Raw genomic sequence first — 16,797 nt, forward strand, 5'->3', positions numbered from 1 at the left:
CCGGACCAGATCAACTGAGACAACGCCGGGCATCCAACTGCCCGGGACCAGACCACCTGAGATTCTCAGCCGCCCGGCGTCTCAGTTGATCTGGTCGCCACAGGTCACAGCCCTGCCCGCAGACCAGATCATTTGAGACGGGACAGCGACCCCCGGGGTGGGCCTGACGGCCACCCAGTCGTCCAGCCGGAACGGCGGTACAGCGGGACGACGAACGGCAGCCCGGACAGCGGCGCAGCAAGGCGGGCACGGGCACGGCAGCGCAGAGCGCCCGGACGGCCCGCCCCGGCCCGCGCACCGCCCTGGACGGCGGCGCAGGCACCCGGACGGGGCGCGGCCCGGACGGCGGACCCGGGACGGCCGCGGCTGAGCAGGGCGCAGCAGACCCGGACGACGCGGGGCCCGACCCCACCAAACCGAACACCAACCCCCATCCACTGCAATTCCGACCCGAATTCAGCCCACCACCCGGCAGCCAATCCGCCAAAACAACCAGGCGGAATACCCGGCGGAATTTACCCCCGAATCCAATCCAACAACACCCCACCGGCCCTCAAGCGGGCCGACCCGACCCCCCGACCCCACCCACCACCACACACAGTCACCAAACCAGCCCGGCCACCCACCCACCCGAACACCCCCGACAGGCACAACCAAAGGTCCAGACAACCCGGCAAGAGAGGCCATCTCGCGCCCACACCGGCCAACAGGTCACACCCTGCGGCCCCTCGCCGGGTAGAGCTTCGCGCGCAGCACGCGGGTCACCGCGCGTGTGTGCCGCCGGCGTCCGCCAGTCCACCGTGCGGTTGGACGGATCCTCGTCCGTTCGGACCCGCGATGTCCCAACCCGTGCGCGGACCGGCCCTGAGCCCACTGGTGCGCACTAGTCTCGATCCGTACCATCACGGTTGGCATCTACGAGGGGGAATGTGCTTTGGACATAAGGGAGTTGGCCGCAGCCGCAGTCGACGGACTCGTGAACTCAGCCACCTACGCGAGAACGCCGGGGGTGCCAAGCGAGGACCTGACCGCGCTCCTGCGCGAACGACTCGGCCGCACCCAGCTCGGCACCGCCGCGCTCTTCCGGCTCGACACCGAGGGAGGAGGCGGGGCAGCGGACATCGTCCGCAGCATCCTGGCGGACGAGATCTCCCACGACCCCGCCTTCGGGCAGCTTCTCCAAGCAGCCCTGAGCACCGCTCGGCCCGCAATGCCAACCATGCCGCGGGCCCCCGTCCCAGCCCCCACCCCGCCGTACGCCCCGGCCAGGCCACCGCGCCCCCGCCCTGCCAGCGGCAGGACCGCCACCGTCTGGCTGTTTGGCCTGCCCCAGTTTCTCGTCGCCAGCATCGGCGCCAACCTGGTCGTCAGCCAGGACGCCCCGAACTCCGTCTACTACCTGATCCTCGCCACCTCTCTCGCCCTCCTTGTCACCGGGATCATCCTCGGTGCCACGGCCCTGCTCCGATCGACCAGCCGCATGCTGATCGCAGGCATTGCAGTCGACATCCTGCTGCTCCTCGACCTGTTCCGCATCGTGGCAACACACACGAGTCACGCGTAAGCCCCGAACTCGCCACCCGACCCGGCACTGCCGTCATTAAAGCCGTCCCGGACGCCCTCCACGGCCCAGCGGAGAGCAAGATCCCGAGCGGAGAGCGCAGCTGTCACATCCCCGGACGCTTCCGCCCCGGGTAGAGCTTCGCGTGGAACACCCGTACCTCCCACCACGGATCGCCCGGAGCGGACACCAGCGCGGCCACCAGCTCACGCTTGGCCGGGGCGGGCAGCATCAGCGGGCCCAAGTCCTTTGCGACGCGGGCCTGTACGCAGTCGGGGCACTCCAGCCGGTCCGGCCGGGCCTTCTCCCGCAGCTCCAGCTTCGAGTCCTCCTTCCCCCCGATCGAGCCCCGGCACGACCAGCACGGGCGCCCCGGCATTCGCCGTACGGGCGGACAGAGGAGTAGTGCCTCGAGGGGCCCGGTGGAGTCGGCAAAGGACCGGGCTATGCCCTGGAAGACGCAGCCATTGCCCCGCGCGCAATGCGGGCGCCACCGCCGGGCGGCAGGACGACGAGGTACTGCCGGTCGGCGTCCTCAACACGGGCCAGCGTGATGGAGAGACCTCCCGCCGCGAGCGCCTCGGCGGCCGGGCCGTCCTCCTCCGTCATCTGGTCGATCCGCGAGTGGAAGCGGGTGAGCCCCTTTGCCGGGCCCGTGATCCAGATCGCTATCCGCGCGCCCCGGCATGCCGAGCGCGTCCAGCTCCGAGACGCGGGCCGCGTCCAGCAGGCCCTGGCCGTTCAGGTGGCGCTGGCGGGTGAGCCAGGAGATCAGCTCGGCGTGCTTCGCCTTGTCGGTGGGGTCGAGGTGGCCGTGCTCGATGTGAAACCTGGCTGCGACGGCGTGCATGCGCTGCCACTCAACCGCGCGCGGGTTGAACGCCCGCAGCTTCACGGTCTGGAGGATCCGCGCCGCGTGCTGCCGAGCGTTGATCCGCAGCCACTCGATCGGCGACTCCACCGGGGCCGGCTGCTGCTCGGCCTCCCCGGCCTCGGCGGCCTCGCCATCGGCCGGCTTGGCCGCGGTGGTGTGCGCGGTGCCCTGCAAGCGGCTGGCGCGCAGCTCGGTGATCCGTCCGACCACCCGGGCGTCGTGCGCAGCAAGCGCCCGCAGGACCCGCCAGATCGTGCGGAAGGAGGAGGCCTCGATCTCGGCGTCGGCCTCCGCCTTCACCGCCTCGCCGGCGTCGTGGACCTCGGCCGGGTGCGTGGCGGCGGTGTCGTCGCCGACCTCCGGCGTCGGCAGGTAGACCGGGATGATGACCCAGGAGACCTTGCCCTCGCGGTAGGACTGGCGCAGCGCCCTGCCGACGGCCTGGACGATGTCGATGACCGACGACTTCGGGTCCGCGAAGCAAATGGCATCCACGGCGGCGACGTCGATGCCCTCGGTCAGAAGGCGACTGTTGCAGAGGATGCCGCACTCCTCGCCGTCCTCGCCGGTGTGGGCCTTGAAGTCCGCGAACGCAGCCCGGCGATCCTTGAGGCGGTCGGTGCCGGCCACCGCCTTCGCCCAGATCCGCTCCGGGCGCTCCGCGTCGGGCAGCAGTTCCGAGGCTTCGAGCAGGCTGCTGGTGACGGCGTTCTCACCCGACGGCTCCTTGCTGGCGATTGCCGGAGCCGACAACGTCGTACGGCTGTGGGACCCGACCACCCGGCGCCTGATCGGCGAGGCCGCGACCGGCAACGCCTCCGAGCCTCGTTCGATGGCGTTCTCCCCGGATGGACTGTTGGCAGCCGGTACTGCCGACGGCATCGTGCGGCTGTGGGATCCAGTCACTCGCCGCCAGGTTGGCGAACTCCCCGGCCACGACGGACTGGGCCCCGCAATGGCGTTCTCTCCGGACGGATCTGTCCTGGCCGTCGGCCGAGCAGACGGCAGCGCGCTGCTGTCCACCCGACTCGCGCAGAACCCACGCTCATGACCCCACGACGACCACCCGTGTCGGACAACAGACTGGCGGGCCTGTGGCAGACGCCTTCACCACGGCACCATCGTCAACCAGTCTGCCGACTGCACGACACATTGAGACCGGGTTCCCGGCCTCTCGCCATACCCGGGCCCATGGCTATTCCATCCCCGCCGAAGCCGGGGAATACGACGCACTCCGAATACCTGCCTGGTACCAGCCCAGCGTGCCGGCCTCACCCCTGATCTTCTTACGCCGACCTGAGGGCTCCAGCCCCGCCGGATAATGGCGCGACCAGGGCCATCCATCCGTCCAGGCCATCGACGTCCTTCTCGGTCCAGCCGCGGGCCCGGTCGGCGCGACGCGTAGCTTCTTCCGGGGTCTGTCACAACTCGCCGGACTCCCCTACACGACTACTGATGACGCGTTAGAACAGCACCATGAACACCGCACCCACCATCACCGCTCCCACCTGGCCTCACTGCGGGGTAGGCGCCGGCGTGCCCGATCTGGTGGGCTGCCGGGGCATACACGCCACGGCCGACGGCCGGTGTCTCAACCACATGCCTTCGCCCGACCGCGATGCCTACATCAACTCTCTCACCGCAGGCAGTGACCTTGACCTGCGCGGCACCGCCATCGACGAGATGCTGCTGGGGGAACTCCTTACGGCCTGCACCGACCCCACGACAGGACGCCCACGCCTCGGTCGAATCGACTTCGCCGAGGCCACCTTCAACAGCAGCGCCAACTTCGCCGAGGCCACCTTCACCAGCACCACCAACTTCGCCAAGGCCACCTTCACCAGCAACGCCAACTTCGCCGCAGCAACCTTCACCTGCGACTCGGACTTCGCCGCAGCAACCTTCAACAGCAGTGCCAACTTCGCCAAGACCACCTTCACCAGCGACTCGGACTTCGCCGCAGCAACCTTCACCGGCAACGCCAACTTCGCCAAGACCACCTTCACCAGCACCACCAACTTCGCCAGGGCCACCTTCAACAGCAACATCAAATTCTCCGCAGCAACCTTCGCCAGCAACGCCAACTTCGCCGAGGCCGCCTTCAACAGCAACGCCTGGTTCGCCAAGGTCGCCTTCAACAGCACCGCCTGGTTCACCGAGGCCACCTTTAACAGCACCGCCTGGTTCACCGAGGCCACCTTCAACAGCACCGCCTGGTTTGCCGAGGCCACCTTCACCGGCATCGCCAACTTCACCAGAGCCACCTTCAACAGCATCATTGGTTTCAACAAGACCTCCTTCGCCGGCGACCTCGACTTCCATTCGGCGGTCTTCGAGGGATTGCAGCACCTGGGCCCGCTCGTCTGCGCAGGGAAGATCACCTTCGACAGTGCCCGGCTGACCGGGAAGCAGGTCACGATCGAGGCCGCCGCCGCAGCTGTGACGTACGAGCGGACCACCTTCGAGGGCTCCGCGGTCCTACGTCTTCGGTACGCGACGGTGCAACTGAGCCGCGCAGCCCTCTCTGCCCCTATGGCCGTGCAGGCCTGGCCAGTCCCGTTCACCACGTCCGACGGCACCACGCTGGACGAGAGCCTGCTCGCTGCCGGCGCCAACCCGCCCGACGTCAAGCTGACCTCCCTCGACAGTGTCGACGCCGCCCACCTCGTCCTGACCGACATCGACCTCACCCTCTGCCAGTTCACCGGCGCCTTCCACCTCGACCAGATCCAGATCGGCTTCGGCTGCCGCTTCGCCCAGCCCCCGGCCGCACGGCACCGCCGCGGCGCCCTGCTGGCCCGCTGGTCACGGCGCAAGGTCCTCGCCGAAGAGCAGCACTGGCGTGCGCAGGTAGGTGGGCGGGCCGGGCGGGGGTGGCCAGCGGGTCCGCACCACTGGGTACCGGAGCGGGGAGCCGGTCCGGATGACCTGGTGGGTGTCTATCAGCAGCTACGGAAGGCTTTCGAGGAGGCCGGGAACGAACCGGATGCAGCAGACTTCTACTACGGCGAGATGGAGATGCGCCGGCACGACGCGCAGCGGCCGCGGGCGGAGCGCCGGTTGCTGGGGGTGTACTGGCTGACGTCCGGGTACGGTCTGCGGGCCTCTCGCGCGTTGTCGTGGCTGTTGGTCGCGATGGGAGCCACCCTGGCGCTGATGGTCCTGTTCGGACTCCCGAACGACACCCCCGAACCCCAGACGACCGGCACCTACAACGGCGGCACCGTCCAGGTGACGACCAAAACCCCCGACCCAGTACTGTCGCTGCCCTGGAACAAGCGAATCACGGCGTCCCGGGCGGAGAAGGCCGCGCTGGTCGTGGTCAACTCCGTGGTGTTCCGCTCCAGCGGCCAGAACCTCACCCTGCTCGGCACCGCCATCGAGATGGCCTCCCGCATCAGCGAACCCGTCCTCCTCGGCCTCGCCGCCCTCGCCGTCCGCAGCCGCGTCAAACGCTGACCCGGCACGACCCGATGCCTTCGGCTGCCGGTCGACGTGCAGCATCGCCCAGCTGGACCGCTCGAAGGAACGCCCAGCCGGAAGGCCTTGCAAGTCCGACAGGACGGTCATCGGTCAGCTGAACTGTGTTTCAAGTCTCTGCAGGTGGGTTGCGCTCGCGGCCGTCTCCTGGCCTCTGTCGTCTTCGGTGGCCCCGCCACTGACGGCATGTCAAGACGGCCTGGCGGCGCGCCTACGAACGGGCGCCGGTGACGGGTGCCCGCGAGGCAGGACGGTACGTATACGGCATGACCATTCCCCGCCGCCCCTGGCGCCGCACCGCAACCATCCTGCTCGCCCTGTCCGCGGCCCTCGCGCCGGCCGTCGCCTCGCCCGCCCAGGCCGCCACCGCGCCGGCCTCCGTCTCCCGCCGTACGCTGCCCGAGCCGCCGACGCTCTCCGTCGCGCGCGACGAGCTGGCCGACCTGCCGGTCGCCGAACCGCACTCCATGGAGGGCTACAGCCGCGCCCGCTTCCCGCACTGGGCCACCCAGTACGGCCAGTGTGACACCCGTGTTATCTGCACTGTGGGCTCAACCGTCGGAGTCGCAACCAAGGGCAGATAGGAATCTAGCCGAAGATCATCTTTCGAGGCACGTGAGGCACAGCAGTGCCAGAGAAGTATCGAAGTCTGTGATGGCACTCCGAGGTAGGGACGATGCGTTCTCACGCGACGAGTTGGAGCATCGCGGCTGCTTGGTCGGGGTATGACCGATAGCGGGTCGGCTGCGACAGCGATGCTTCGTCCACCCGACACCCGACCTGGCGCACAGGAGAACTGGTCGGTGGAGGTCACGCATCCGCACCTGCATCATGGTTGCCCTGCGTAACTTCGCAGTCGGCCTCTGGACGGTTTGGGCGGGAGCGGCCTGCCCGGTGGCTAGATTGGTGAGCGCGTCCATGCGGTTCGTCTGGACCTTCACGGTCGCGCGGTCGGTTTGATGACTTCGGGGCGATCTTCGATTTTAGTATCTTGATCATCTGGCGTCGCCCCTGCCTGTTCTATTTTGACGTCTCGCTCGCGTCGTCAGAGACCAGGCGAGATCGAGTGCGGGGGCTGGCGCTACATCGCTGGGGGAGAAGCTTCGAGCAGGGTGAGCGGAATGCTGGCGCGCTCGTAGCCTTCGGCAGTGATCGAGAGGATGGGGTGTTGTGGACCAGCCCACCGCAGTTCTTCTGCGCCAGTTTCTGGATTAATCACCGACACCTTCTGGTAAGCCGCATTGCAGTTGAATGTGAAGCGCTTGTTTGTTTCTGCGATCTGAACGTTCCCAAGCCAAACCGCCCCATCGACTGGTTCTCCAGTGATTGAATCCCTGGCTTCAATAAATTGCTCCGTATCTTTTCCGGCGCGAATCGAGTTTCCGGAAAGCGGCTTGACCAAGATTGCAATCGGCCCCGGAGAAATGCCGAGCGGGGGGAGCGTTGGAGTGTAATATCCATAGCGAAAGAAAGCGCGATATGAATGCCCCGTGCTGCCGGTGATCAATGGAGTGCTAATGGCGGAGCTATGAGAGGGGTTGCCGAGGCTCATCGACACGGTCGATCCATCCTCATCTGGATCGTCAGGATCATAGACCCAAAGGGTGAGATTATTTGCATTGTCAATGTCATACCCGTAGGCAAGAACCGCATGACAGTTCTTAAGATATCCGATTTTAGCCGCAACGTTCGTCGGCCACGTGTAGCTCCCAGCTACGAGTCCAATCGGTGACGGCATGCCGCGGTCCAGGTCCGCCTTGATTGACGGCCACTCTCGATGCGCAATTTCCCATGGCGCTCCATGGCCGAACCACGTGTCATGGTCGGTCATGCTCATAAAATCAAGGAAGCGACTGACGTTAGAATTCACTGTGGCCCAAAGTGCAAAGCTGTCCATAAATCGCTGCATGATGTAGTTCGCAAGAGGGCTTCCACCTGCTGGAACTAGAGTGTCGGAAGGCGTATTCAACCTGGGATTGGCACAGAAGAAATCCAGCACGGAATAGACCATTCCGGAGCAAACCCCGTTGACTGCGTCGCCCACCGGAATCGACTTGGGTCCAATTTGGACAGTTGCCACTGGGATTCCAGATTGAAAGGCATTTGCGAAGTGGAATCCAGATGTGCTGGGCTTGAAGCCGGAGACTCGAACGCTTTGCATCAGGCATTCTCCATGGGTGGCCGCGAAATCTATATGTATGCAAAACAATCACCCATGCCGCGCGAGTTCGCAACATTTGTTCCGCCGAAAGAGCTGCTTCATTTGGCCGTGTCGGCCGTACCAGCGGTCAGCGACAATTGGTTGGGACGAGTAAAAAAGGGATCAAATCCGGTCGCGGCGCTGATCCGTGCTGATGCATGCAGAAGCAGCTGGGCTGCTGGCCGGTTGTCTGGCGGCCAGCAGCCCAGCCGCGACACGGCTACCTTGTCGATGGCGAAACGACTCTGATCGACCGTGCGAGGACTCTGCGGACCGCGGTGACCTCGTCCTCCAGCTCGACAGTCCGGCGTTCGAACCTGCCGGCCCGCTCGGTCTGTTCGGCAAGCTCTGCGGCCAGGAGCGCGTTGTGGCTCTCCAACTCCCGAATGCGACGTAGGAGCTCGCCGCGCTGGACGTCGTCAATCTCGGCGCCGAGCGCGAGTCTGACCCGCTCGCGCAGGCGGTCCCGTTCGGTCTTCAGATCCTTGATCTCCTCGCGGGCGAGGGCCAGGTCGGTGAGCAGGCTCGCTTGGCTGACGCGTTGCACGGGGATGACGGCCGCAGCCGTCAGACCGTGTCGTGCCTGCTCCTGCGCGGCTGCTTGCACTGCCTGGTGAACCTCGGGGCGGTTGTAGACGAACCAGGTGGACACGGCGGCCTTGCGGGCCACGCTGGCGACCGTGACCCGCTCGCCGGCGGCGAGGATGCCGGCGACGGCATCGAGGCTGCGTCGGGTCTTGGCCTTGCTGTCCGCAGCCCGTGCCTGCCGCAGTCGCTGCACACGGGCCTCGCGGGCGGCATCGGCGGCGTCCGTCATCGGGCCCTCCTGATCTCCAGGGTGTCGCCAGGGAAGAACGCCTGGGCGGCGCGGACCTTCCGGAGTTCCTTCGACGCGGCTTCCACTGCCTCCCGTTCCTGGGGCTCCAGTTCCGCCAGGCGGTCGTCCATGCTTGCCAATACCTTTGCATAGGAGTCTAGTTGGTGATCGAAGTTCGCCAGGACCCAGTCGGCGACGCCCATGGCGATCGCTGCCTCCCTGTCTGCTCGCAGGTCGGCGATGGTCTGTTCCAAAGCAGGACGGTAGGAGGGGTCGGGCTCGTAGAAGTCGCAGCCGGCACATTGGAAGCGGATGCGGCAGTGCCCGCCTCCGGCCTTCACGTTGCTGGGCTCGGTGCAGCCGCCGTTGGGCACGGCCACGGACCGCAGCTCATAGGCGAGCGGGTCGCTGGAGCCTCTCGGGTTGCCGTGCCGGTCGGAGGCCAGGCCCGAGACGGTCTCGACGGCCTTGCGGCGACGTTCCTGGGAGACGGTGTAGTACCCCATGGTCACGTCCAGTGACCGGTGGTCCATGAGTTTGCACAGGACGTCGATGGGGGTTCCTGCGTCGGCGTGCCGTTGCGCGTAGGCGTGCCGCAGTCCGTAGACGATGACCTCGGAGCGGTTGTAAGAGACAGGGTTGCCATCGTCGTCGAGGCGGTCGCCGGTGATCTCTGGGATGCTGTCCACCCAGTCGCGGAAGACCCTGGCGGAGAAGTAGTGCGGGGTCAGGTATCTGACCTTCGATCTCCTGCTGGCTCCGGGCGCGGGGAAGAGCCACTTCTCGCAGCCGGGCATCTCCGGCAGACTGTCGCGGCGCTTTTGCCACTGCTCGATGTGTCGGGCGGTCTCCGGGCTGATGGGAAGCCGTCGGCCGTGGCGCCGGCGTTTGCGGTTGTCGTAGATCAAGGTGGGTTTGCCATCGGTCCACTGCAGGCAGTCGCGTTTGAGGGAGGTGGCTTCCTCGGGGCGGCGTCCGGTGTCGCGGATGATGCGGTAGACCTCCTGGTACATGGCCGCGAAGTCCTCGGCCTGCCAGCCGGCGTGCTTGAAGCTGGAGCCCATCAGGTGCAGGTGCTGGTCGAGCTGGGCGATGACGTGCTCAGGGATCGCGCGTCCGCTCTCGTCCTCGGCAGTGTCGACGACCTCGATGCCGTGCAGCTCGGGGTTGAGCGCGAATGCACCTGGGACGTCGTCCATCAGGCCCGCTTGGCGTGCGTAGTGCATGAGCCGGCGCCACCAGCCCAGCATTGCCTTGTGTTGGGCCTGCGAGTAGTCGCTGCCGTCCTTCGGGTTCCGGGCGATCTTGATGGCCTCGACAACGGCGGTCATGTCGGCAAGGCCGAGCGAGTGTGGAGTCTGGGCTGCTGGCCTGGAAATCAGTGCGTTCGAGGCGAGTGCCGCGACGTTGGCCGTGCGCCGCAGCTCGGCCACTGTGGGCCGGACCGCGCGTCCGTACTCCTTGACGATCTCGCGCAGCCAGGTCTGCCGGATCGCCCGGAAGTCCAGGTGCCCGCTCACGGCGGGATAGCGGCGGTTGGGCGCGGACAGCAGACCGACCAGAGCGCAGTCCCAGACGTCGTCGAGCGTCGGGTCGGCGCCCTCGTACTGCGCGCGGAGTCGGCGGAGCCTGACCTGCAGATCGTGAAACAGGGTGTGCGTCGTCTTGGGGAGCCGGGCCGCGGGGAACGCAGCATCGAGCTCCAGCAGAGAGCATAGGTCGGGCGGTATCGCCTGGATGGTGCGGCGCATGGTGGCGGGTGCGATCGGCCGGTCCTCGGTGTCGCGTTGCTGCAGGCCGAAGAGGATCTCCGCTCCCACTGCCGGGGAGAGGTCCGCGAGGGAGAACTGCGTTCGTCCCGGCTGAGAGCCGATCCCCACATTCGGCTGGCGCATGGCGGGCAGGGAGGGGATGTGCGTCGTGTCGAATTCGCTGGGATGCCCGCGACGCTGGCTGACGGCTCGGCACGCTTGGCAGTGGGACTGTGGCCCCTCGACCACCGACTGGCACGCGACCACGCGACACGGGAAGGCCCGGGTGCGTGGGTTGTCGAGGTCCGCGGTGAACAGCAGGCTCTTGGGATCCCACTCTCCTGTCCGCCAGTGCGGGTCAAGGCGCTCGGTGAGCCATTCTGCCCAGTCCGGCCTTCCAGTCGGGTTCAGAGGGCGTACGGCGTGATCGTGGGCGGCGGTCACCGGCCCACCCCCGCTGCCACCGAGTCGACCGCCGCGCGGAGATCCTCATCGCTGGCGTGGAGGTAGATGGTCGTGCTTGCCGATGAAACGTGGCCCAGCAGGGACTGCACCACGTCAGGGTCGACGCCCCGGCGGATCCAGGTGGTTGCTGCGGTGTGGCGCATCATGTGCGGTCGGGCGCGAAACCCGCAGCGGTTACCGGCCCGCTCGATGATCTGCTTCGCGTTGGAGTAAGACATCGGCGAGCCGATGTGCCGGGAAGTCAGGTTCACGAACACGAAGTCGCAGCCTTCGGCCTGCCGGACGGTGCCGCGCTCGACCAGGTGGTCTCGGTAGGCGACGACCACGGCTGTTTCAACGGGGACATGCCGGTGGCGCCCGGCCTTGGCCCGGGCTCCGTTCGCATTGTCCTGCCGCGGCCTGACGTGCACGTGCGCCCCCGTGACCGAGCAACCGAGGTGCCGGGAATCCGGGAGGAAGTGCATGTCCTCGCGCCGCAGGCCCAGCGCCTCGCCTATGCGCAGGCCGGTCCCCAGGAGCAGCGCGAGAAGGAACCGGTCGCGTGCGGTACGGGTCGCGGAGAGAATCTGTTCGACCTGCTCCGCGTGCAGGACTGCGGGCGGCAGCTCGATCTCGGCCGCCTTCAGGACGCGGGCGTTGACGTGCCGGAAGTGGCCGTCCTCGCCTTCATCGAAGCCCCGGGGCGTGTACTGGAGAAATCGCGGCTCGCTGAACGTGTCCGCGATCTCGGGTGCCACCTTGCCGGTGGCCGCACACCAGCGGAGGAACCCGCAGGCGGTACCCACTACGGCGTTGACGGTCTTGCCGGTCGGAAGTCGGTTGGTGCGCGGATCCGGGGTCTGCTCGACGTGGAACTTGTAGCGGGCCATCTCACCCAGGGAGACAGTTCTCCAATCGGTGCCGCGTTCGGAGCACCAGTTCAGGAACCGCCCGACGCGGGGCAGATAGTTGCGTTGGGTGTGGGGCGAGCGGCTCTTGGCGCGCAGGTGAATGGAGTACTCAAGGCTCTCCGGGTGGGGGATGTACGTCTCCTCGTCGACGAGGAGCCAGGTGACCGCCCCGGTGGTCGGGGAGATCGCCTTCTCTGCTCTGAACATGCGGTGGTGCTCTCCTGCATCATCTGTCGCTCTTGTCCCTCACCGTATGGTCGACAACGGTGAGGCACAGAGGCGGACTACCTCTGTGGCCCATGTGGCACGAAGTCACGGAGTGCATGCAGATAACCCGCGAAGTCGTCCTCGACCGCGACGGCCAGGACGTCGTCCAGAACGACAAGTGCCAGGCCGTCGACGGGTACTGGACTAGCCCGTACGACGGCCGGACCTTCACCAACTCCAAGGACCTCGACGTCGACCATGTCGTCCCCCTCGCGAACGCCTGGCGCTCCGGCGCCGACGAGTGGGACACCAAGACCCGCAAGGCCTTCGCCAACGACCTCACCGACCCCCAACTCGTCGCCGTCTCCGCGGCCAGCAACCGCTCCAAGGGCGACAAGGGCCCCGAAGCGTGGCGCCCGCCGCTGCGCTCCTACTGGTGCACCTACTCCCGCGCCTGGATCCACGTGAAGAGCCTGTTCCACCTCAACATCACCGCCGACGAGCAGACCGCCCTCGCCGACATGCTCGACACCTGCGACCAGTGAGCACCCCCTCGGCCCCGACCCAGCGGTACGAGGACCGCGTCACCGCCGGCCCCGGCGGCGTGATGACCGAGGAAGTCGGATCCATCACCGGCGACCTCACCGTCGTCACCACCGCCTTCCCCGACCGGCAGGCCTGGGTCGCCGTCCAGTACACCGGCGCCGACGAGTGGTACACCCTCACCGGCACCCCCACCCCCCTAACCGAGAACACAACCCTCGCCGGCTACCACCAGCGCGTCCTCGACGCCGTCCGCACCGGCCACGAAGCCACCGCACCCCACTGAACCCGGTGGTGCCCGGCCTCAGGACCGGGCACCACCGCAGCTACAGGAAGCAGGGCCGCCGAACCGCGCAGGCCGGCCTGGAGCACGCCCGCACCGGACCGAGGGCCGAGTGGGCTGCCAGCCTTCCGCCGCGGACCAGCGCGCTCGTCCCGCCGCCCCGGCCCGATGCCCCGTCCCGTCCCGTCCCGTCCCGTCAAGGACACCGTCCGCAACCGGCCTTCTGCGGGCATCACTTGCCCCAAGGGACGGCGCGGCCGAAGACCTCGTTGACCTGTGCCGCCACGTCCTGGCGGATCGTGGCGAGCGAGACGGCGGCCATCACGGCAAAGGTCCAGCGCAGGCTGGTTGCCATCCCGGGGATGTCCGCCACGAACGGGACCATCGGCAGCAGGACGGCGGCCGCGGCGAACACCGCCGCCGGAGCCAGGCGCGGCATCCACCGCGCGAGGCGGCCGGGCACCGCGACGTCGGACGGCGCGCCCGCCAGCAGGGCGGCGCGGTCCCCGGCCATCAGTGCCCGCAGTCCGTTCAGGAGCGAGGCCGTGACCTCGTCGACGGCGGCGGCGCTGTGGGCCTGGGCGAGGTCGCGTTTGTGGGCGCGGAACACAGCGGCGATCCGCAGGTTCTCCAGCCGCAGGGCTGCCGTCACCTCGGGCCCGGCATTATGGATGCGCCCCGGGTACATGCCAGCGCGTTCCACCCCGACCGCGATCTCCTCCAGTCGCCTTGACCAGCCCGCCACGTCCTCAGCGGCGAACCAGCGGTGCCGCTTCTCGTGGAGATCGGCCACCAGCCGTGCCAGGTGGACACACACCGCGTCGAACGGGCGGCACACCACACGCGCGACCATGGCCCGGGCCCGGCTGTAGAGCAGGAGGTAGCCGCCCAGCACAAGCGAGGCCAGCCCTGCGGCCAGCATCCCGGCCCACTGCCCGTTGGCCCTCGCCACGGTGTCGCCCGGCAGAGGCGTCAGCAGCCGGTGGCGGCCCTGGACGATCGCCGTCAGGAACACAAAGGATGAGGCGCATACGGCCGTGAACGACATGACCGCCTCGGCCCACTTCAGACCGGGCACCAGCCGGCACAGCACGTCCGTCCCAGCCACCGGCACGATCAGGATGATCAGCAGTCCCAACCCCGCCGAGACCACACCAGCCACGACGAAGTCGACCGCTTCCCCCAACGTCGGGTGCGGGGGACGACGTGCCCACGGGCTGCTCGTCGCGACAGCCACCGCGACGGCCGCAACCACCCACAGCACCCCCCGCATCCGCCACCTCGCCACGGTGCTCGCGCAGTACCAGCGCAGCAGCACACCACGGACCCGGGCATCCAACCGCGCCCCCTCCGCCTCGGGTACCGCCTTCTTCGCCGCGAGGGCCCGGTCCTTCCTGACCTTGCCGGCCAGAGTCTCCTTGAGGCGGGCCCGCGGCATCAGCGGCGAGACTCGGGTACGGGCAGTATGCACCCACGCGATCGGCGGCATCGTCACCCCGGACAATGTAGAGGCGTGCACGCACCGCCGCCGGGTGTTCGCCGGAACCCGCCACACCCGCCGCTATCCCCGTCAGGGACGTCCGAAGCGGAAACCTGGTGCAACCGAGCCGGGCAGCGGGTACGGCGACGCGAAGGAGCCCAGAGGGACCGTGTCCAGGGGAAACGCGCCTGTGTCCAGGCGACCTGGAACAGCGACGTCGAACGGCGTGCCCGCCTGAGGACGCGAGGCAGCGGTGCCTCGGCGGGTCCGTCTCCGCGTCACACGTATTGACGTAGCGTCAGTTCGCTTGAACCGTCCGCTCGGTCTGGCCCGTGGTCTTTGGATGGATGGCGCACGATGCCGTCCGGTGCCGTTTCGGCGGTAGACGATGCATAGTCGGCGGCCTCCAGACGGGCGTTGTGCCTGTTTGTCGCGGCTGTCGGGGACGCGGAGCGATCCGCAGACAAGGGGGCTTCAGTGAGGTGTGCAGACCGACGGGTGATCGGCGGGATCGCCGCTCTTGCCAGCGCTGCCGCGCTGATCAGCGTGACTGGCAGCGCGCAGGCGGCGGGTATGGGGGCAGGGGTTGGCGCTGGGCCGGCTGTCCAGGCGGTAGGGAGTCCGCAGGCGGGTTCGGGTGGGACGTCGCTCTGTGGTGGCGGGGCGGCCGGCTGCGGGACCGCGGTGGCGGACCAGTTGGAGGGCGCGCGGATGCTGGCCGGTCTCACGGCGTCTGCGGCTCCGGGACCACGTCAAGGTGCGATCCCGTCGTGGTGCACCAGTGAATGGGAGGTCAACCGGACGGAGGCCTGCTACACGCAGACGAGCCAGTGGGAGATGACCGACGAGCACGGCACGCCGGTCGGGGGGATGACCTACAAGGTCACCAACTATCTGAAGGCCGATCCGAAGAGCACACAGGTCTACGGCTATTTCCAGGTCGACTTCCCCTATGTGTGGGGCCAGGCCGTCGGCGCCGACTTCACCTACACGACCGGCTGCACCAGCGTGGCCTGCAAGCCCCTCTCGTTCTACAACGGCGGGCGGATCGGCCAGGGGGCTTCCTTCTACTCCAACGACGCCTACACCGACAGCCCCGCGGCTTCCACGCAGGACCGCGCCGAAGCAACCTACAAGATCACGATCCGCCCTCTGGGCGGGAACGAGGTTGCCGGTGACTGGAACTCCCCGTACTTCCGATGCGATGACCAGGTCCCCGGATCAACGGCTGGCTGCGTCATGCCGAACGGGCGGCCGGTGACGGACATGCGCTACCTGCCGACGATCTCCGCCGGCATCCGGAAGGTCCAGAGCGCGCCGCTTCACATGGGCCAGCCCGACAGCCCGAACCCGCTCACCCGCTCGACCTCCCCGACGGTGGAGTCGGACAACCGGAAGGCGGCCTGCCCAGTACCCGGTGTCCCGAAGCCCACGACACCCGCCGGCACCGTGTGGTCGTGCGACGAGTACCCGTTCGCCACGACTCTGGAGGGCGCCGCCAAGACGCCTCCGCCGAACAGCGGCTCCGTCTGGGTACCCAAGGCCGAGAACGACAGCCAGGGCGGCACGCTCAGCGCCTTCTACGCGGCCCAGCGCGTGCTGAACGGCGATAAGTTCTACGTGGCGGCGTGATGAACGCCTTCTCGATCGAGACCCGGGTGTCGCACTCCCAGTTCTGGATCAAGGATCCCGACGCCGAGCCCGCCCTCGACGTCTACACCGGGCTGAACGGGCTGATCCAGACCCGCGGCGGCGAGAACCACGCCACCATCCTGACCGGCACCGCCTTCGGGAAGATCGCGCTCACCTACGAGGCGTGTCCGACAGAACCGGCACTCACACTCGACGGGTGGGACGACATCGTCGACGTCAGCATGACGTTCACCACCCCGATGGCTAGCTTCGTCGGACACGGTTTCCATGACGACCCGATCACCAGCCTCCCCCACCTGTCCGCCCCAGGCCCGGGCTCCTACCGGGTCCGGGTCCACGTCCGGGGCCGCAACGAAGGCCTGAACCTGGAAGACAACTACGGCGACCCGGTGGAGTTCTACCTGGTCCAGGCATGGCCGCACCCCGTGGTTCCCGAAGTCCGACACAAGCTGACCGACCGACGCGGCGCACACGTCCGCACAGCCTGACAGCAACGGTGCCTCGGCCACGGCGAGCCCCAGCCGAGGCACCGTTGCTGTCACCTGCGGCAGCAAAGCAGCGACCGGCTGGACCGAACGGCCACTCAGGACGAA

16 protein-coding genes are annotated in these 16,797 nt (G+C 67.7%); 9 read left to right on the top strand and 7 right to left on the bottom strand.

What is annotated here, in order from left to right:
• The first annotated feature begins 1,009 nt into the window (after window positions 1–1,009).
• Window positions 1,010–1,564, top strand: coding sequence for a hypothetical protein (locus tag ACYP53_RS42575; RefSeq protein WP_459651437.1), 555 nt, complete (start codon window positions 1,010–1,012; stop codon window positions 1,562–1,564).
• Between the two features lie 103 nt (window positions 1,565–1,667).
• On the opposite strand, the gene ACYP53_RS42580 is transcribed toward ACYP53_RS42575, so the two are convergent.
• On the bottom strand, window positions 1,668–1,940 hold the full coding sequence (locus ACYP53_RS42580) for a hypothetical protein (RefSeq protein WP_459651438.1): 273 nt from the start codon (window positions 1,938–1,940) through the stop codon (window positions 1,668–1,670).
• A 156-nt stretch (window positions 1,941–2,096) separates the two neighbouring features.
• On the bottom strand, window positions 2,097–3,080 hold the full coding sequence (locus tag ACYP53_RS42585) for a helicase associated domain-containing protein (protein ID WP_459651509.1): 984 nt from the start codon (window positions 3,078–3,080) through the stop codon (window positions 2,097–2,099).
• Here ACYP53_RS42585 and ACYP53_RS42590 point away from each other — a divergent pair.
• The 3 genes from ACYP53_RS42590 to ACYP53_RS42600 all read left to right on the top strand — a co-directional run bounded on the left by ACYP53_RS42590 (window position 2,977) and on the right by ACYP53_RS42600 (window position 6,499).
• A complete protein-coding gene (locus ACYP53_RS42590) occupies window positions 2,977–3,486 on the top strand; it encodes a WD40 repeat domain-containing protein (protein ID WP_459651510.1) in 510 nt (169 codons plus the stop codon). The genes ACYP53_RS42585 and ACYP53_RS42590 overlap by 104 nt on opposite strands.
• 548 nt (window positions 3,487–4,034) lie before the next feature.
• Window positions 4,035–5,894, top strand: a complete 1,860-nt coding sequence (locus ACYP53_RS42595) for a pentapeptide repeat-containing protein (protein ID WP_459651439.1) — start codon at window positions 4,035–4,037, stop codon at window positions 5,892–5,894.
• 287 nt (window positions 5,895–6,181) lie between these two features.
• A complete protein-coding gene (locus ACYP53_RS42600; RefSeq protein WP_459651440.1) occupies window positions 6,182–6,499 on the top strand; it encodes a hypothetical protein in 318 nt (105 codons plus the stop codon).
• Between the two features lie 497 nt (window positions 6,500–6,996).
• On the opposite strand, the gene ACYP53_RS42605 is transcribed toward ACYP53_RS42600, so the two are convergent.
• The gene (locus tag ACYP53_RS42605) at window positions 6,997–7,914 is read right to left on the bottom strand and encodes a hypothetical protein (RefSeq protein ID WP_459651441.1); all 918 of its coding nucleotides are present in this window, start codon (window positions 7,912–7,914) and stop codon (window positions 6,997–6,999) included.
• 156 nt (window positions 7,915–8,070) lie between these two features.
• Between ACYP53_RS42605 and ACYP53_RS42610 the strand changes: the two genes are divergently transcribed.
• A complete protein-coding gene (locus ACYP53_RS42610; RefSeq protein WP_459651442.1) occupies window positions 8,071–8,364 on the top strand; it encodes a hypothetical protein in 294 nt (97 codons plus the stop codon).
• Here ACYP53_RS42610 and ACYP53_RS42615 read toward each other — a convergent pair.
• The 3 genes from ACYP53_RS42615 to ACYP53_RS42625 are packed head-to-tail and all read right to left on the bottom strand — an operon-like array spanning window position 8,336 to window position 12,245.
• Complete coding sequence (locus ACYP53_RS42615) at window positions 8,336–8,932, bottom strand: DUF6262 family protein (RefSeq protein ID WP_459651443.1); 597 nt, start codon at window positions 8,930–8,932, stop codon at window positions 8,336–8,338. The two genes, ACYP53_RS42610 and ACYP53_RS42615, sit on opposite strands and share 29 nt — an antisense overlap.
• Window positions 8,929–11,127: a tyrosine-type recombinase/integrase gene (locus tag ACYP53_RS42620; protein WP_459651444.1), complete on the bottom strand. Its 2,199-nt coding sequence runs from the start codon at window positions 11,125–11,127 to the stop codon at window positions 8,929–8,931. Before ACYP53_RS42620 ends, ACYP53_RS42615 begins: the two co-directional genes overlap by 4 nt.
• Complete coding sequence (locus ACYP53_RS42625) at window positions 11,124–12,245, bottom strand: tyrosine-type recombinase/integrase (RefSeq protein ID WP_459651445.1); 1,122 nt, start codon at window positions 12,243–12,245, stop codon at window positions 11,124–11,126. The genes ACYP53_RS42620 and ACYP53_RS42625 overlap by 4 nt, the downstream gene beginning before the upstream one ends.
• 116 nt (window positions 12,246–12,361) lie before the next feature.
• On the opposite strand from ACYP53_RS42625, the gene ACYP53_RS42630 reads away from it, so the two are divergent.
• Window positions 12,362–12,790: an HNH endonuclease family protein gene (locus ACYP53_RS42630; protein ID WP_459651446.1), complete on the top strand. Its 429-nt coding sequence runs from the start codon at window positions 12,362–12,364 to the stop codon at window positions 12,788–12,790.
• Window positions 12,787–13,074: a hypothetical protein gene (locus tag ACYP53_RS42635; protein ID WP_459651447.1), complete on the top strand. Its 288-nt coding sequence runs from the start codon at window positions 12,787–12,789 to the stop codon at window positions 13,072–13,074. The genes ACYP53_RS42630 and ACYP53_RS42635 overlap by 4 nt, the downstream gene beginning before the upstream one ends.
• A 229-nt stretch (window positions 13,075–13,303) precedes the next feature.
• On the opposite strand, the gene ACYP53_RS42640 is transcribed toward ACYP53_RS42635, so the two are convergent.
• Window positions 13,304–14,566, bottom strand: coding sequence for a hypothetical protein (locus tag ACYP53_RS42640; protein ID WP_459651448.1), 1,263 nt, complete (start codon window positions 14,564–14,566; stop codon window positions 13,304–13,306).
• Between the two features lie 822 nt (window positions 14,567–15,388).
• Between ACYP53_RS42640 and ACYP53_RS42645 the strand changes: the two genes are divergently transcribed.
• Complete coding sequence (locus ACYP53_RS42645) at window positions 15,389–16,183, top strand: NucA/NucB deoxyribonuclease domain-containing protein (protein ID WP_459651449.1); 795 nt, start codon at window positions 15,389–15,391, stop codon at window positions 16,181–16,183.
• Entirely contained in the window at window positions 16,183–16,692 is a 510-nt protein-coding gene (locus ACYP53_RS42650) for a hypothetical protein (protein ID WP_459651450.1), read from the top strand. Before ACYP53_RS42645 ends, ACYP53_RS42650 begins: the two co-directional genes overlap by 1 nt.
• The last annotated feature ends 105 nt before the right edge of the window (window positions 16,693–16,797 follow it).

This window comes from Kitasatospora sp. Ki12, from assembly GCF_054601375.1.

What these genes read in the sequence shown, in the direction of transcription:
- ACYP53_RS42580 (WP_459651438.1), bottom strand. Translation starts at nt 1,940, where the DNA reads ATGCCGGGGCGCCCGTGCTGGTCGTGCCGGGGCTCGATCGGGGGGAAG.
- ACYP53_RS42590 (WP_459651510.1), top strand. Translation starts at nt 2,977, where the DNA reads ATGCCGCACTCCTCGCCGTCCTCGCCGGTGTGGGCCTTGAAGTCCGCG.
- ACYP53_RS42595 (WP_459651439.1), top strand. Translation starts at nt 4,035, where the DNA reads ATGCCTTCGCCCGACCGCGATGCCTACATCAACTCTCTCACCGCAGGC.
- ACYP53_RS42600 (WP_459651440.1), top strand. Translation starts at nt 6,182, where the DNA reads ATGACCATTCCCCGCCGCCCCTGGCGCCGCACCGCAACCATCCTGCTC.
- ACYP53_RS42615 (WP_459651443.1), bottom strand. Translation starts at nt 8,932, where the DNA reads ATGACGGACGCCGCCGATGCCGCCCGCGAGGCCCGTGTGCAGCGACTG.
- ACYP53_RS42625 (WP_459651445.1), bottom strand. Translation starts at nt 12,245, where the DNA reads ATGTTCAGAGCAGAGAAGGCGATCTCCCCGACCACCGGGGCGGTCACC.
- ACYP53_RS42630 (WP_459651446.1), top strand. Translation starts at nt 12,362, where the DNA reads ATGCAGATAACCCGCGAAGTCGTCCTCGACCGCGACGGCCAGGACGTC.
- ACYP53_RS42645 (WP_459651449.1), top strand. Translation starts at nt 15,389, where the DNA reads ATGACCGACGAGCACGGCACGCCGGTCGGGGGGATGACCTACAAGGTC.
- ACYP53_RS42650 (WP_459651450.1), top strand. Translation starts at nt 16,183, where the DNA reads ATGAACGCCTTCTCGATCGAGACCCGGGTGTCGCACTCCCAGTTCTGG.